Source organism: Kitasatospora sp. NPDC015120 (genome assembly GCF_043080305.1).
In the GTDB taxonomy this organism is placed as follows: Bacteria; Actinomycetota; Actinomycetes; order Streptomycetales; family Streptomycetaceae; genus Kitasatospora.
The window spans coordinates 38,945-55,431 of sequence record NZ_JBIBVJ010000008.1 but is presented as its reverse complement, the minus strand read 5'-3'; the positions used below and the strand labels follow the sequence as shown (position 1 = coordinate 55,431).

Genomic DNA, 16,487 nt, shown 5'->3' with positions numbered 1-16,487 from the left:
CCTGATGGACCGCAAGGCGTACACCGCCGAGCTCGCCGCTCTGCGCGAGCTGCGCACCGAGATCACGGCCGCCGAGAAGGCCGTCGCGGCCGCGCGCAAGGAACTGGACAAGCTCACCGCCCAGCGTGCGCGCAAGGTGGCCGGGCTCGCGGGGTACGAGGGCGCCCAGGCGCCGGCCGTCGCGAAGGCCTCCGGGCTGTCGGTGGGCGACGTCGTGCGGATCGCCCCGCTGCTGGACCCGACCCCGGCCGCCGTGCGCGCCGCCAAGACCGACGACCAGGCCGCCGCCGAGCCCCCGGCGCCCGAGGTGCCGAAGGCCGCGCCGGCTGCCGAGCCCGCCGCCGCGGTCGCCCCGGCGCTGACCCGCCCGGCTCCCGTACACGACCAGCCCACCCCGGCCGCGCCTGTCGCTGCCGCTGCCGCGCCGGTCGTCCCGGCCGCTCCGGTCGCTGCCGCGCCGCGCCCGGCGGTCGACGCCGGTCCACGTGAACTGCCGACGCTCCCCGAGGGCCCGGCGGGCGCCCGGTTCGAGGCCGTCACCACCGGGCTGGTGTCCAAGCGCCCGAACTTCACCCAACAGGCCCGCTCGACGGTGTTCCTGGACGCCGCGACCGGCGACCTCGCGGTGCGCGACCGCGTGGTGCGGCTCGACCTCGGCGCCCGCACCCCGGGCGAGATCCTGGACGCCGTCCTCGCGACCGCGCCCGGCACGGAGCGCATCTACATCACCGCCGGCGCCCCCTGGCACGACGGCGCCGAGCGCTACTCCACCCTCAAGGACGCCGTCGCCGCCTGGCTCAACACCCCGAGCGAGCGGTGGACCACCGCCGTCGGCTCCGGCCGCGACAAGCTCGCCGGGCACTTCGTCCACCAGCGCCAGCCCGTCGGCCGCTACGCCCCCGCCGCTTCCCCGCAGGGACCGGTCACGGAGATCCGCAGCATGGGGGAGTGGTTCGACCCGGACGGCGCCGACGTGACGACCTGCCGGCAGGCCTTCACGCTGCTGTGGCAGGCACTGCGCCGGCACTGGGACGACGCGGTGCTGATGGGCTCGCCGAGCCAGACCGGCCGGGACCTGTGGTCGCGCACCATCCCGACCACGGGCAAGTGGGCGGGCGGCTACCCGGTGCTGTCCGAGGAACTGCGCGCCCTGCTGCACGCGACCGGCGGCCAGGGCCGCACCGAGCTGATCCTGCCGCCCCGCGTCCCCGAGCAACTGCCCGCCCTGGTGGAGTACGACCGCACCTTCGCCTACGCCAAGCACCTGTGGAAGTCGCCGGTCGGCACCCCGCGCCGCATCACCGCCGCCGCGTTCGCCGCGATGACCGAGGCCGAGCAGACCAAGGCCCTGATGTCCTGCTCGCACTGGAACGTGCGGGTCACCGTCCCGGCCGGCTGGAACCACGTCGGCCTGCTGCCGGCCCCGGTCACCGGCGACCGCGCCTGGATCTACCCCTCCGAGCCCGGTGCCACGTTCACGACGTGGGCGGGCGGTGCGGAGGTCCACCTCGCCCTCGCCAACCACCTCGCGCCGTGGAAGGTCGAGATCCTGGGCGGTCTGCTGTTCGAGGACGGCAAGCCGCTCGACGAGTGGGGCAAGCGCCTGAAGGCCGCCTGGGCGGATCTGACCAACCTGTCCCGCATGCACGGCGACGAGCGGCAGCGCACCGCGGCCTACCTCGCCTCCCGCGCGGTGCGCTCCGTGCTGCTGTTCGGCCTCGGCGGTTTCGCGCAGCGCCCCCGCCTGGTCTCCGGCACCACCCCCGTCGGCGAGGCGCTTCCGGCCGGGGTGGAAATCCTCGGCCAGGACGACCAGGTCGTCACCTGGCAGCGGCAGGCCGGCTTCTCCCGCGACCCCTACGCCCACCCCGAGTGGGCCGCCTACGTGTGGTCCGGTGCCCGGACGGCACTGCTGGACACGAAGTACCGGCAGGGCAAGGACGTCATCGGCCACGCCGGGGCCCTGCACGCGGAGCCCGGCACGGTCGTCTACTTCGGCACCGACGGCATCGCCCTCACTGGGCGCCGGCCCTGGCCCTACCGCGGCGAGCCCGGCGACTACCTCCTCAAGGGCCACCTCACCGGCCCCGTCGAGCACCCGCAGTCCCAGGAGGAGTACCTGAAGCTGCGCGCCCTGGGCCGCGCCGAACTCGCCGCCGGAGGTGAGCAGTGAGCCCCGCCGGCCCGGACAACCCGAACGAGGCCGCCCGCCTGACCCAGGAGCTGCTCGACGAGGGCTACACCAAGCGCCAGGTCGCCAGGATGCTCGGCCGCGACGCCTCCCTCGTCTCCCAGTTCTTCACCAAGGGCAAGGGCGCAGCGTTCGTGAACGCGCTGCGCCAGCTGGTGCGTGCGGTGCGCGGCGGCGAACGGGACGAGGAGACGCTGGCCGGGATCGCGCAGGCGAATACCACCCGCCGCCGCACGCGGACCGGTCAGAAGGCGCGGGTGCGGGGCAAGGACGTGATCGGCACCCCGGGCGGGAGCATGGCCGGCCGCGCCGGGCGCCAGGCCATCAGGTCGGGTGCCGCGCACCTGGCCAACGTGATCCACACCGCCGCGCAGGCGGACGGCCGGATCGCGCTGACGGTGCGGATGCAGTCGCGGTACTTCACGCTGTCGGCCGGCTCCCGGCAGGACTCGCCCGGCATCCGGCGCGGCGTGGTGCCGCGCGCGGACGGCACGCAGGAGCGCACCTACGGCTCCGCCGCCACCGGCGGCTTCCCCGCCACCGAGTGGTCCCGGCGCGTCGCCGCCTCGCACGGCGACGTCGTCCATGCCGTGAAGACATGGCTGGTGGAGACCGGCCGGGCCACCGAGGACGCCGAGATCGTCTACCTGGAGATCCGCACCTGGACCCCCGCCGGCCACCGGAGCACCCAAGTCCTCATCAGCTGACCAGCCCCGCGCCCGCCCTCCCGCACTCGACCGACTCCCCGCATCACCCCCGGCCGACGAAGAAGAACCACCGCCGTGGAGACCAGCCGCGCCACCAAGGATGTCGACATCGCCTTCCTGGAGATGCGTGGCTGGATCCCCGAGGAGCGGACCGGGGGAGGCCGCCCCTTGTGACTGAGCGCTTCAGCCGGCCGGTGAGCTGTCGAACTGGCCAGTTGAGCAGAACCCACAGAAAGGACGATGCGTGAAGACGCTGGTGGCAGAGGACGTTGTGCAGGAACTCCGGACCGGGGGAGACGAGGTGGTCCGCCTGTACGTTGCGGCCTGCGCCGAGCGGATGGCGCCGTTGTTCATCGGCCTGCGGGCGGGCGAGGCGGGACGGGCAACCGACGTGGACCTGTACGTGGCGGCCGTCGGCGACCTCTGGAAGACCGACCGCCCGCTGTCCGACAGCGCCGACCGGCTGCACTCGCTGGACCGCTTCCCGGAGCTGCAGCCCGCCGAGGACGGCATCACCGACACCGCCGACACGTACGCCTTCTTCGCGTGCCTGGTCCTGCGCTACGCCCTGCTGGCCAACAGTTCTGGGAACGCGGACCAGTCCGTCTCGTGCGGCCACGCGGTCCTGACCGCGATGGGAATGCTGGACCAGAACCTGGCGGGTGCCGCGTTCACGGCTGACGAGCAGCGGCTTCAGAGCCTCTCGGCGTCCGGCAACGCTGCGGGCCTGTGGGACGCGAGTGTGGCGGCCGGGCGGGAGCGCCTTCGCGGGGTGTTGAGCCGCATCGCGAGAGAGACCCCTTGAAACGGCTGCTCAACTGGCCAAGCGAAGCGCTCAGTCACAACCTCCAGCCGATTTCGTGAAGTTCGGAAGATTTCAGCGAGAGATGGCTACTCTGATGAAAACGACTGGAAGGGGGCCACCCATGACGGAGCCCACTGGCACACCCCGCGCTCTTCGCATCAGCTTCGAGTTCGAGGTGCCGCAAGGCCTGAAGAAGAACATTCACGGCGCCAAGATCCATGCGGCACTCGACACCATCGCGGGTCGGGTGATCGGCATGGCCGAGGGCCTGTTCCCGTGGGCCAGCAGGGTCACGGTCCGCAAGCAGTGGGTCTACAACTGGACGGACGAGACCGAGATTCACGACCTGCCGGCCAGCGACGCCAACACCCCCGAGTAGCCGGACGAGTGGGCCGCACCCCCCGGCGGGCGCCCACGCCCGTCAACCGCCCGCACTACCCAGCCCGCAGCCCCATCACCGCGCACGACCCGGCAGACGAAGGAGAAGCACCGCCGTGGAGACCGCCACCGCCACCGGGGCCGACGCGCCGGCCGCGTTCCGCGCCGCAGCCGCCCAGCCGGTCCCCGCGCAGCCGTCCGGCACCATCGCGGTGAACCCGTTGCCGCTGCACGGGTTCCAGAAGGACGCGGTGGCGGCCGCGGTGCGCGAGGTGAAGGCCGGCGGCCGCGCCACCGTCGTCGCGGCGACCGGCTCGGGCAAGACGCTGATCGCGGCCGGCTGCGCCCGGCGTCTGGCCGCGCGGGGCCGGGTGCTGGTGCTGGTGCCGACGATCGAGCTGCTGGAGCAGACCGCCGAGGCGTGGTCGCTGCGGGGCGGGCGCAGGGGGCTGGCGGTGGCGGCGTGTTCGAGGGAGGAGGCGCTGGAGAGCGCGGAGGCCGGCGGCCGGGTCCGTGCCGAGGTGACCACGCAGGCCGTCCGGATCACCGACCTGGTCAACGGCGCACCCGACGACCAGCCGGTGACCGTGTACGCGACCTACGCCTCGCTGGAGCGGATCGTCCAGGCCCACCGCGACTTCCGTCTCCCGGCCTGGGACCTGGTCGTCGTCGACGAGGCGCACCGCACCGCCGGCGCCGAGGGCAAGGCCTGGGCGGCCGTCCACGACGACGCCCAGGTCCCGGCGAAGCGCCGCCTGTACTTCACCGCGACCCCGCGGATCGCGGATGACCGCCGCGCGAAGGACGGCCTCGCCGACCTCGCCGACGCCGACGCCGAGACTACGGAGAAGCTGCCCGCCCTGTGCTCGATGGACGACGAGACGGTCTACGGCCCCACCGTGTTCACCTGGACGCTCGGGCAGGGCATCGAGCACGGCTACCTCGCCGACTACCGCGTCCTGGTCCCGGTCGTCACGGACGAGGACCTGCGCGAGCTGCTCAACCTCCCCGCCGTCGCCGACCTGCGCTCCCAGCGCACCAACGAGGAACTCCTACGCCTCGCGCTGCAGATCGCGGTGCTGCGCGCGGTCGCCGACCTCGGCCTGCGCCGCGTGATCACCTTCCACTCCCGCGTCACGGCGGCCCGCGAGTTCGCGAACACCCTGCTGGACGCCTCCCAGCTGCTGGAGGACAAGGACCGCCCGGAGCGGATCTGGGCGAAGGCGGTGGCCGGCACCGACCGCCTCAAGGACCGCCGCGCCGCGTTCGCCGAGTTCAAGGCCCACACCGGCGAGGACGGCGAGGAATGCGGCATCCTCTGCAACAGCCGGCTCCTGACCGAGGGCATCGACGTCGCCGCCGTCGACGCCGTCTGCTTCGCGGACCCCAAGTCGAGCGTCATCGACATCGTCCAGGCCGTCGGCCGCGCGCTGCGCCAGTCCTACCGCCAGGGCAAGGTCTCCTGGATCATCATCCCGGTCCACCTCCCCGCCCCGGAGGCCGGCGACGACACGGCGGCCGCCGATGCGGCCGAGGTCCACGACGCCGGCGAGGCCGTGAAGGCCGAGGCCGACGCCGAGATCGAGGCCAGCTCCTTCCGCACCATCTGGCGGGTCCTGCGCGCCCTGGCCGCCCACGACGCCCGGGTGGTCGGCCGGATCACCGAACTGCGCGGCAGCCGCTCGCAGGGCACCGCGCACACCACCGCGGCCCAGGCCGCTGCGGGTGAGGCCACCGGAGCCGCAGAAGGGGAGCAGCAGCCGGCCCCGGCGGAGTCGCCGGTCGAGTGGCTCAAGATCGACGCCCGCCGACACGCCGCCCGGATCCTCCAGACCGTCAAGCTGCGCGCGTTCAACCCGCGCGCGGCCGAGTGGCAGCGCATGCACGCGGTCGCCGCCCGCTTCCACCTCCAGCACGGCCACCTCGACCCCACCGACCGCGAGAAGCACGCCGAGCTGATCTCCTGGCTCGCCCGCCAGCGCCACCTCAACGGCCAGCACCTGCTCGACCCGGCCCGCGTCTCGGAGCTGAACGCGCTCGGCATGATCTGGTCGAAGAACGCCAACGCCTGGGAACGCGGCTACGCCTACGCCGCCGCCTTCCACCGCCGGCACAGCCACCTCGCGATCCCCGCCACCGCGAAGCTCGACGACCACGCGGTCGGCGCGTGGATGCGCCGCCAGCGCAAGGCCGAGAACCTCACCACCGACCAGGCGGCCAAGCTCGACGCCCTGGACGAGCTGTGGCGCCTGGAGCCGGACTGGAACCGCTCCTACCGCCGCCTGCTCGCCTACCTCGCCGCCGGCGGCACCCTCACCGGCCCCGCCAACCGCACCGGCCTCGGCGACGACCCGGCCTTCCGCCCCGGCACCTGGCTGCGCAAGCAGGACAAGGCCCGCACCGACGGCAAACTGACCGCCCACCAGACCGCCCTCCTGGACGCGCTCCACCGGCACGCCGAGACCGCCACCGGCTGACCCCACCCCGCAAAGACCTCGCAAGACCCCGCCCACCCCGCCCACGACGACGGCGGCCAGGAGCACGAGCTGCTCGGCGATGTCCGCCGCCGGGCGGCCGGGACGATTCTCGACACCGTGCAGAAAGGCCCTGCACCGCGCCCCGGGAGGACGAGCGCGTCGCCGACCGGCACGCCGACGCCGGGGACGAGAGCGCCTTCGCCACCGCGGCATGCCCTGGCCGAGTGGCAGCGCGTCCACCGCCGCGAGCCCGAGTGCGGGACCCCAGCCGCACCGCGCCGCTGCGGGCGGGCCCGGGGGTCCCGGCGGGCGCAGGTGGGAGGTTGTGGCAGGGCCGCCTCGGGGTTGTGGCTTCGGCCCCGTAAGGGGGAGGGCTGCCGGGCGGTACTTGCGGTGGATCTTGAAGCCATCCCACGGCAGGACGGGTGGCGGCTGTGGGCGGCCGGAGACTGGTGGCGATCCGAGAGACCGAGTTCCGCATAGGGGGCGGCATGGTGCTGCGTATTGGACGAAGGACTTCCGTGACGGTGGCGGGTGCGGCCGTGCTGGCGGCGCTCACGCCGGCGACCGCGTTCGCCGGGGACGGTGAGGCGCTGCTGGGCGAGGGGCGGCAGCAACTGCGGTGGGAGCGGTGCGCGCAGGACCAGCCGGCGTCGTTGGAGTGCACCGTGGTGAAGGTGCCGCTGGACTACGCCGATCCGGGCGGCCGGACCATCAGGATCGCGGTGTCCCGGATCGCGGCGGAGAACCCGGCGAAGCGGCGTGGCGTGCTGCTGATGAACCCCGGCGGGCCGGGCGGTGAGGGGCTGACGATGCCGGCCGGGATGGCACCGCTGCTGGCAGCAGAGGTGCGGGAGCGCTTCGACCTGATCGGCTTCGACCCGCGCGGGGTCGGACGCAGCGCGCCCGTCCACTGCGGCCTGGCGGGGGACGAGCAGGTCCTCAACCACCCCTACTCGGCTGCGACGTTCGGTCAGGATGTAGCCCGGGCACGGAGCATCGCGGACAAGTGCCAGGCCAAGGCCGGGGACCTGCTGCCGCACCTCACCACCCGCAACACGGCCCGGGACATGGATGCGGTCCGGGCCGCACTGGGGGAGCGGAAGATCTCCTACCTCGGGCACTCGTACGGCACCTACCTGGGCGCCGTCTACACCCAGATGTTCCCGCAGCGGGCGGACCGCTTCGTCTTCGACAGCGCCCTGGACCCCGCCCTCGTCTGGCGCGGCGTGCTGCGCGGAACGGCCGAGGCCGCCGAACTCGCCTTCACGCGCTGGACCCGGTGGGCCGCCGAGCGGGACGCGGCCTTCGGCCTGGGCGCGACCCCGCAGGCGGTCCGCGCGACGTTCTGGGACCTGGTCGCCCGCGCCGACCGCACGCCGATCACCTTGGAGGGGCAGGTGTTCGACGGAGCCGCGATCCGCGGGCAGTACCGGGCCTTCGTCCAGGCCGAAGCCGTCACCCCGTTCATCGTTGCGCTGAAGGCCGCGGCCTCGGGCACTGCGGCCCCGGCCGGCGGTGCCACTGCCGCGCGGGCCGAGGCTCCGCCGCAGATGCCGGATGTGGACAACGTCGTCTCCGTCGCTTGGTCGGTGCTGTGCGGGGAGGGCAGGGCCTGGCCGCGCGACCCGGAGCAGTACCGCCACGACGCCGTCCGCGACCGCGCCGCCCACCCGCTCGCGGGCGACTTCGGCGCCACCATTCAGCCCTGCGCCTTCTGGAAGTCCGCCCCGCGTGAGACGGCCACCGTGGTCGACAACGACGTCCCGGCCCTGATCGTCCAGAACGAGTGGGACCCACAGACCCCGGTGGCGATGGCCCGGGGCATGCGGCGCGTCCTGCACGGCGCCCGTATGGTCACGGTCGCCGGCGGTGAGGGCCACGGCGTCGTGGTGAGCGGCCGCCCGACCTGCGCCGACGCCGATGTCACCCGCTACCTGACGACCGGCCGGCTCCCCGCCAAGGACCGCACGTGCAGCTGACCCGTCGTGGGGCGGCCCCGGCCCGGCGGGAGCTGATGGCCGCCGGCTGAGGTTTGAGGGGGTGTGCAGCCCGATACGCGGGCGGGCGGTCAGGGCTGCACCCGTGTCCAGCCGCACGGGCGCAGGCTTCGCCGTCCAGCGGGTGCCGCATCGCGGCGGCGGGTCCGTGCCCGACCACATCCACGACGCGGGCGGGCTGGCTGGCCGGGTGCCTCAGCCGGGGTCCCTGCGCATGCACCAGGTGCGGGGGCCGCCGTCGGAGGAGGGGATGTCGGCGGTGACCGTGAAGCCGAGCCGCTCGTAGAACCGCACGTTGTCCTCGCTGGAGGTCTCCAGGAACGCGGGGTACCCGGTGCGTTCGGCCTCCTCGATACCGGGGAGCAGCACCGCGCGGCCCAGGCCGCGCCCCTGGGCGTGCGGAGCGACGCCGACGGTGCTGAGGAACCACACCGGCTCCTGCGGCCGGTACGGCTGTATGTCCTGCTCGGCGGTGTCGAAGGCGCTCTGCCGGTCGCCGGTGAGCTCGCGGAGCAGCGGGCCGATCTCGGCGAAGGCGGGCGAGGGGTCCTGGCCGGGAACGGTCCAGGCGGCCACGGCCAGGCCGTCCCCGGCGACCCACACGCGGCCGTAGGGAACGGCGACGCGGGTGAGGCAGAGCTCCTGGAAGCGCCGGAGCCGTGCTTCATGGCCGTCGGCGGCGATCACGTGCCGGGTGAAGGGGTAGTCGGCGAAGGCCCGGCCGAGGGTGTCGACCGCCACGGGGATGTCGGCATCCGTGAGGGGACGCACGGTGGGGGCGTTGTGGTGCAGTTGGTCGTTCACGTACCGACCCTGTCACCGGGACAACCCCCGGACAAGGGATTTTGTCCCCCGGGAGACCCCGGGCCTTGAAGGAACCCCACCAGCCCGCTCGTCCGCAAGCCGCTGTCACTGCGCCACCGCCCGCCGCCCCGCTGGTGTCGTCGGGCCGGCAACCCAGGGCCTGAGCCGCCGTGACGGTGCGCGTGCGGGCCCGGCGGGGGGCGAAAGAGTTCGCCATGCCCCCCGGGTGATCCCCCCGGGGGGCAGGCGTATCCCGGCCGGCGCGCGGCGGGCCGTGCGCGCGGGCGCGGATCCCCGGGACCTCGACGCCCTGTTCGCCCCGGGGCCCGCCGGTGTCCTGGACGCCATCGCCGCCGGCCCCGCGCGAGAGCGCACCGGCACCTGGGCCACCCGCCGGGGTCAGTCGTCCGGTTCGTCCAGTGAGTCGGTCGCCGTCTTGAGGTGGAGCAGCAGCTGCAGTTCGAGGGACCGCTCCGGAGCCCGCCAGCGTTCGCCCAGGAGACGGTCCACGGTCGCCAGGCGCTGGTAGAGCGTGTTCACGTGGATCGCGAGTGCGGCCGCCGCCGGGCGGGGGCGGCGGCCGTGATCGAGGAACGCGCGCAGCGTCTCCAGCAGTGGCACCGCGCGGCGCCGCTGCTCGGCCAGCACCGGGCCCAGCACGTCCTCGAACGCCTGGTCCAGATCGCGCCGCCCGGTGTGGGCGAGCAGGATCCGGTACAACCCGAGCCGGTTCGCGGTCGCGGCCTCGCCGGTGCGCCCCAGCGTCTCCAGCGCGCTGAGCGTCTGGCGCGCCTCGTGGAAGCAGCGCCGCAGCTCCGCCTGCCCGAGTGCGGGCCCGGCGATGCCCGCCGTCGGGGCGTGCGCACCGCGGGGCCAGTCCCGGCGGATGGTCTCGGGATCGGCGGGAGCCACGACGAGCAGGTGGCCGTCGTGCTCGGCGACGACCGCGCCCGCCAGTGAGGGGGTGCGTTCGAGGCCGGCCCTGGCGGAGGCGGGCGTAAGGACGAGCACCGAGTACGGCGTCGATGCGTCCAGCCCGGCCTGCCGCAGGGCGCGCGGGCGTTCCGAGGTGGTGGTGAGCAGGTCGACGAGGAATGCCGCGCGGGTGCGCCGGGACGCTTCTGCCACCGCCCGCTCGGCGACCAGCGCGAGCGCGAGTGCAGGTGCGGCCCGTTCGAGGAGCAGCTGGTCGTCGGGCGCGGGTTCGCCGTCGAGGACGAGTGCGCCGAAGGTCCGTTCTCCCGCCGTGACCGGCTGCACCGCGCTCCCGGCGCCCGGGGGCGGTTCCAGGACGAAGCGGACGTCGCCGTTCGCCATCGAGCCGATCTCGGCCAGCAGTTCCTCGACCCCGCCCCCGCCGAGCACCACGCGTGTCAGCCGCTGGTCCCAGCGCAGCGTCTGCTCCAGCTCCTCGGTGCGCCGCGCGAGCTGGTCGTTGGCGGTGTTGAGCCTGCCCATGGCGGTGGCGTTCTCGATCGCGATGGCCGCATGCGCGGCGAGCGCCGACAGCAGGGTCACCTCGTGCTCGCTGAAGGCCCGTTCCTGCCGGCTGCCCGCGAACAGGGCACCGAGGACGCGCCCGCGCAGGTGCAGGGGAACCCCGAGCAGACCGCGCATGTTCTCGGCGCGCGCCGCGGTGTCGGCGCCCTCGTCGTGGCCGAAGCGCCGCTCCTGCTGGTAGTTCGCCGTCCAGCGGGGTACGGCGTGTTCGATCACCTCACCGGCCAGCCCGACCGACAGCGGGATCACGACGCCGACGAGTTCCGGGGTGAACGCGCCGCTGGTGACCTTCAGCGTCAGCTGCCCGTCCTCGACCAGCCCGAGATAGGCCAGGTCGACGTCGAGCAGCCGGCGTGCCTGGCCGACGATCTCCGACAGCAGGTCGTCCGGCGCGTGCAGGGTGGCCAGCCGGATCGCGATCTCGTTGAGCGCGGCCAACTCGGCCGCCCGCTGGGACTGCTGGCGCAGCACCATGGCCAGGCGCAGGGCCTGCGCCGTCTGCCGGTCCGCCGCCGCGGGGTCCCGTGAGCGGGCCAGGGCGGCGCCGTGCCGCTGCAGTTCGTCCGGCGTCGCCTCGCGCAGCAGCAGGTCCAGCCAGGACTCACCCATCAGTGGACACTCCATCCGTCGACCATCCCAGATGGTAGCCGGTTCACACATTGAGCCGTGCGGTCCGGCGCCCCTAGTGTCGACGGCATGCGAAGCGAAGCTTGGCGGGGTGAGCTGGCCGGCGAACTGGCCCGGGGCCTGCCCGCGGGCCGGATCGTCACCGATCCCGCCGTGATCCCGGGCTATGCCCATGACGAGGCCGAATGGGCGCCCTACGGCACCCCCGCAGCGGTGGTCAGGCCGCGCACCGCCGACGAGGTGCGCCACATCGTCCGGGTCTGCCTGCGGCTCGGCGCCCCGATCGTGCCGCGCGGCGCGGGCACCGGGCTGTCCGGCGGAGCGAACGCCGTCGAGGACTGCGTGGTCGTGTCCACCGAGGCGATGACGGCGATCAAGGAGATCGACCCGAGGGAGCGGCTCGCCGTGGTCGAGCCCGGGGTCGTCAACGACCACCTGCGCGCCGCCTGCGCCGAGCACGGCCTGTGGTACCCGCCGGACCCGGCCAGCTCACCCTGGTCGACCATCGGCGGCAACGTCGCCACCAACGCCGGCGGACTGTGCTGCGTCAAATACGGCGTCACCCGCGACTACGTGCTCGGCCTGCAGTTCGTGACCGGAACGGGCGAGCTCGTGCGCGTCGGCCGCCGCACCGCCAAGGGCGTCGCGGGCTACGACCTGGCCGGGCTCATGGTCGGCTCCGAGGGCACGCTCGGCCTGATCACCGAGATCACCGTGCGCCTGCGCCCCGCGCGGGAACCCGAGCACACGGTCGCGGGCCACTTCTCGTCGGTCGTCGACGCCGGGCGCGCGGTCGGCGCCGTCGCCGAGGCGGGTCTGATCCCCTCCGCGCTGGAACTCGTGGACCGCCACTGCCTGGCCGCCGTCGACGAGTGGAAGCACATGGGTCTGTCGACCGAGGCCGACGTCCTGCTGCTGGGCCGGACCGACGCTCCGGGACCGCAGGGCGAACTGGAGGCGAACACCATGCTGGCCTGCTTCGAGCAGGCGGGAGCGACGTACGCGGTGCGCTCGACCGACCCGTACGAGGCCGACGCGCTGTTCGAAGCGCGGCGTCTGGCCTACCCGGCGCTCGAACGCCTGGGCCCGGTGCTGACCGAGGACATCTGCGTGCCGAAGTCCGCGGTACCCGGGATGCTGGCCCGCATCGAGGAGGCCGCGGCCCGGCACGACACGCTGATCGCCAACATCGCGCACGCCGGCGACGGCAACCTCCACCCGCTGCTGATCACCCGCCCCGGCGACGAGGCCGCGAAACGGCGCGCACAGGCCGCGTTCGAGGACATCATCGCCGCCGCGCTGGAACTCGGCGGGACGGTGACCGGTGAGCACGGCGTCGGGCTGCTCAAACGGGACGGCTTCAGCACCGAGGCCGGACCCGCCGTACTCGCACTCAACCGCGCGGTCAAGGACGCACTGGACCCCCAGGGAATCTTCAATCCGGGCAAGGTCATGGCATGCCAGCCGGAAAGGACATGACGATGGAACCCGTCGTCCACATCGGACAGAAGTCGGTCAGGGGCGTCACGGCGGAGGGGGTCCGGGTCTTCCGCGGCATCCCGTACGCCGCCGCGCCGACGGGAGCGGACCGCTTCGCAGCGCCCCGCCCCGCACACTGGACAGGAGAGTTCGACGCCCGCGCCGCCGGCCCGAACGCACCGCAGCTGAACCGGTCCGACATCCCCGGGGTGCCCGATCTGCGCGCGATCGTCGGCACCGGCTGGAAACGCGGCGAGGACTATCTCAACCTCAACATCTGGACCCCCGAGGACACCGCCGGCGGCCTGCCGGTGATGGTGTTCATCCACGGCGGCGCGTTCGTGGGCGGCTCCGGCCTGGACGCCGGATACGAAGGCACCCGCTTCGCCCAGGACGGCGTGGTGCTGGTGACCGTCAACTACCGTCTCGGCGCCCCCGGTTTCCTGCGCCTGCCCGGTGCACCGGACAACCGCGGGCTGCGCGACCAGATCGCCGCCCTCGAATGGGTGCGCAAGCACATCACGGCCTTCGGCGGCGACCCCGACGCCGTCACGGTCTTCGGTGAGTCCGCGGGCGCGATCAGCGTGGGAACGTTGCTCGCAGCCGCACCGGCGGGCCTGTTCCGCCGCGCGATCATCCAAAGCGGAGGCGCCTCGCACGCGCTGACCACCGCGCAGGCCGACCACGTGACCGCGGTGCTCGCCGCCCGGCTCGCAGTGCCCGCCACGCTCGCGGCCTTCGCGCAGATCCCCGACGAGACCCTCGTCGAAGCAGTGGCACAGCTCGACACGGCCCTGCCCGACCTCACCGTGGACGGTGTGCGCGACCCCCTGATGAGGCTGTCGAGGCTGGGCCCGGTGATCGACGGCGACCTGCTCGGCGGGCAGCCCCTGGACACCGTACGGGCCGGCACCGCCGCCGCCGATGTCGACGTGATCGCCGGGTCGAACAGCGACGAGTTGAACCTCTACCTCGTCGCGCTCCCCGTTCCGGAGACGACCGAACCGGTCCTGCAGGCCGCCGCGGCCACGCTGCACCCGGATCCGGCCGCCCTCCTGGACGCCTACCGCAGCGCCGGCCGGGGCAGCACTGCACGTGAACTGCTCAGCGCCATCGGGACGGACTACATGTTCGCGGTGCCGACCGCGCGCCTCACCGAGGCACACGCCCGGCAGCCGGGCGGCACCTGGCGCTACGAGTTCGCCTGGCCCTCTCCCGGATACGACGGCGCGCTCGGCGCCTGCCACGGCCTCGAACTGCCCTTCGTCTTCGACAACGTCGGCCGCGTGGACTACGGAGCGCTCGACGTCCGCCCGCACGACGAGACGGTGCGCAAGCTCGCCGAACGCATGCACGCGAGCTGGGTCGCCTTCGCCCGCGACGGCGACCCGGGCTGGCCGCGCTTCACGCCCGAGACACCCGTCGTGCAACGCATCGGCGCCGAATGGACCCTCACGACAACAGCGGACGGGCCGGAGAAGAAGCTCTGGCAAGACGTCCGCTGAACGCCCGAAGAAGCAAGCAACACGCGCGGCGGCGCTCCACCGCCCGCCGGGGCTCACGCAGGCCACCGCCCCCGGTCACCTGCGTGGGCCTGCTGCTGTTCGACGCCTTCCCGTTCGCCTCCGCCCGCCGGCGCGCTTCTGACCCGCGCAGCCCGGCCCGCCGGCGACGTTGCGAAAACCGCCCGCCACCGGATGGACGCCGGACACCCGCAGGCCCTGCGGTTCCACGCCCGCATCCTCCTCCGCGTCGGGTCCGGCGGGCGGCCGGCGCCCGGAAGGTGCCGGCCGATCGGGCGGCCACTCGTTCTTGAGGCCGCCGACGAGGCGACGGGCCGCTTCGGTCCCGACGCGGGGCCGGCTCGTCATCATCGTTCCCTCTGGCCGGACCCGGAGGGGACCATGGCAGCAGAACCGGGCCCGGCCCTGCTGCGGTCGGCGTGCAGGGCCGTTCCGGCGCGCCACCGCCGTTCATGCCGCGGCCGTCGCGAAGTTCCCACCCCCCAGAGGCAGTTGATCGCCCGCTTCGTGCCTGCGTAGACTTGCCGACCTGGTGCGCGGACGACCGATTGGGCGAACTGGCGGTCGGGCGGAGGGGAAAGGGGCGAGGCATGGCCCAGGTGGACAAGGTGCGGCAGCGGTTGGCCGGTGAGCTCTCACCGGGGGAATGGGTCCAGCACGGCATCCTCGGTTTCAGGATCGGCGGTGTTCGCAGGACCATGATCGCTGGGGCCGCGGGAATCGCCGGAGCGGCAGGCGCGACGGCGGTGGCTGCGGCCACGAGCCCTGCCAAGGCCGACGTTCCCGCCGCGCAGCTTCCATTGCCGGGCCGGTTCATCGTCGGGCTCACCAGTCACCGCCTGATGGTGTTCTCGATCGGGGGAGCCTTCGTCGCCAAGCCGAAGAAGCTGCTGCATGCCTATGCCCTGGACCAGCTCGCGTGGATCTCCGAACCCGAACTCGCCGCAGGCGTGGCGCAGTCGCTGAGGGTCTCCATAGGCGTGGCGGGCGCGGGGGTGTTGAGCTTCGAGTTTCCGCGGCTGCAGGTGGCCGAAGCCCGCACCATGGCCAGGCGCATCGAGAGGGACCTGACCGCTCCTCAGTCCTGAGCCCGGTGTGCCGGCCGTGGGGGGCCATCGCAGCGCCTCCCACGACTCGCGGGACCGCCCGGGCGGTCCTGGCGGTGGCTCGTGCCCGAGCGCCGGATCGTCGGACGGGCGCCGTGGGCGGTCTGCCCGTTCGGACACCGGAGCAGCCTGGACCGGGCGGCGGCGTTCGCCGCGACAGCGAGGAGGCATGCCTCGGATCGCTCGCGCGGCCGCGCCGGCACGGCCGGCCCGGCCGTGCCGGGACCACGCGGTCGAGCCGAACGCACTCCCTGTCGCCCGTCGCGGGGGGCGGATCCGCGCCGGATACCGTAGGCGGACCAAGGACTCAGGACACTAGTCCGGCGGTTCGGGGGCTTGGGGCTCGCCCGGTCCGGGATCGGCCGGTCCGGGGTCCGGCGGGGCTGGAGCGGGAGGCTGCGGCTGCGGGGGCGGTACAGGTGCGCCCGGTGGCGGCGGCGGATCCGGCACCAGCGGGGGGTGGGAGGGGCCGCCGGGGTCGCGGGGAGGGACGGCCTCGGGGGGCCGGGTCTGCTGGGTCACCGTGGGTTGCTCCCTTCGTCGCCGGGCCGGGCCCGGGCTGCGCCGGCCGCTCTCCGCGTTCGCATGCCCTTGATCTGCGGATTCATGCGTTCGCGGACGGTGCGGGCGCCCGGCGTCGCACGCTCCGGGCGCCCGCGCCCGGCCCCGACAGAGGATGCGGGCCGCGGCGAAGAGGGGGCAGTGGCAGCCGGACCAGGGAGGAGGGAACCCCGTACGGGAGGGGGCGGGTGTGACCAGTGGCCCGGGGGACCACGGCAACGCCGAGGGCTACGCCCCCGGACACCGGCCGCGGGTACCGGGGCGAGGGGAGAACCCGCCCGGGTTCCACGAGAGCCGCCATACCGCGGGCCCGGACTGCCGCCGGGTCG

General features: G+C 73.9%; 11 protein-coding genes. 9 read left to right on the top strand and 2 right to left on the bottom strand.

The genetic code is table 11. From position 1 onward, the window contains the following. Positions 1-4 precede the first annotated feature (4 nt). The 6 genes from ACF1AK_RS20180 (at position 5) to ACF1AK_RS20155 (ending at position 8,540) form a co-directional block, all read left to right on the top strand. On the top strand, positions 5-2,173 hold the full coding sequence (locus ACF1AK_RS20180) for a hypothetical protein (RefSeq protein ID WP_391500161.1): 2,169 nt from the start codon (positions 5-7) through the stop codon (positions 2,171-2,173). Further along, positions 2,170-2,898 carry a helix-turn-helix domain containing protein gene (locus tag ACF1AK_RS20175; protein ID WP_391500160.1) on the top strand — a complete coding sequence of 243 codons (729 nt, stop codon included), beginning with the start codon at positions 2,170-2,172 and terminating at the stop codon, positions 2,896-2,898. Before ACF1AK_RS20180 ends, ACF1AK_RS20175 begins: the two co-directional genes overlap by 4 nt. A gap of 244 nt (positions 2,899-3,142) precedes the next feature. Beyond that, positions 3,143-3,703: a hypothetical protein gene (locus tag ACF1AK_RS20170; RefSeq protein WP_391500159.1), complete on the top strand. Its 561-nt coding sequence runs from the start codon at positions 3,143-3,145 to the stop codon at positions 3,701-3,703. Positions 3,704-3,824: 121 nt separating this feature from the next. Further along, positions 3,825-4,082 (top strand): hypothetical protein, encoded by a 258-nt coding sequence (locus ACF1AK_RS20165; RefSeq protein ID WP_391500158.1) that lies wholly within the window; start codon positions 3,825-3,827, stop codon positions 4,080-4,082. Between the two features lie 115 nt (positions 4,083-4,197). Further along, positions 4,198-6,558, top strand: coding sequence for a Helicase associated domain protein (locus tag ACF1AK_RS20160; protein ID WP_391500157.1), 2,361 nt, complete (start codon positions 4,198-4,200; stop codon positions 6,556-6,558). A gap of 521 nt (positions 6,559-7,079) precedes the next feature. Further along, positions 7,080-8,540 (top strand): alpha/beta hydrolase, encoded by a 1,461-nt coding sequence (locus ACF1AK_RS20155; protein WP_391500156.1) that lies wholly within the window; start codon positions 7,080-7,082, stop codon positions 8,538-8,540. A 213-nt stretch (positions 8,541-8,753) separates the two neighbouring features. Here ACF1AK_RS20155 and ACF1AK_RS20150 read toward each other — a convergent pair whose 3' ends face one another. Beyond that, entirely contained in the window at positions 8,754-9,362 is a 609-nt protein-coding gene (locus ACF1AK_RS20150; RefSeq protein WP_391500155.1) for a GNAT family N-acetyltransferase, read from the bottom strand. Positions 9,363-9,761: 399 nt separating this feature from the next. Next, complete coding sequence (locus tag ACF1AK_RS20145) at positions 9,762-11,471, bottom strand: helix-turn-helix domain-containing protein (protein WP_391500154.1); 1,710 nt, start codon at positions 11,469-11,471, stop codon at positions 9,762-9,764. A gap of 87 nt (positions 11,472-11,558) precedes the next feature. Here ACF1AK_RS20145 and ACF1AK_RS20140 point away from each other — a divergent pair, with 87 nt between their 5' ends. From ACF1AK_RS20140 to ACF1AK_RS20130, 3 genes are all read left to right on the top strand, one after another. After that, positions 11,559-12,968 (top strand): FAD-binding oxidoreductase, encoded by a 1,410-nt coding sequence (locus ACF1AK_RS20140; protein ID WP_391500153.1) that lies wholly within the window; start codon positions 11,559-11,561, stop codon positions 12,966-12,968. Next, the gene (locus ACF1AK_RS20135) at positions 12,965-14,473 is read left to right on the top strand and encodes a carboxylesterase/lipase family protein (RefSeq protein ID WP_391500152.1); all 1,509 of its coding nucleotides are present in this window, start codon (positions 12,965-12,967) and stop codon (positions 14,471-14,473) included. Before ACF1AK_RS20140 ends, ACF1AK_RS20135 begins: the two co-directional genes overlap by 4 nt. A gap of 608 nt (positions 14,474-15,081) precedes the next feature. After that, the gene (locus ACF1AK_RS20130; RefSeq protein ID WP_391500151.1) at positions 15,082-15,579 is read left to right on the top strand and encodes a hypothetical protein; all 498 of its coding nucleotides are present in this window, start codon (positions 15,082-15,084) and stop codon (positions 15,577-15,579) included. Positions 15,580-16,487: the final 908 nt, after the last annotated feature.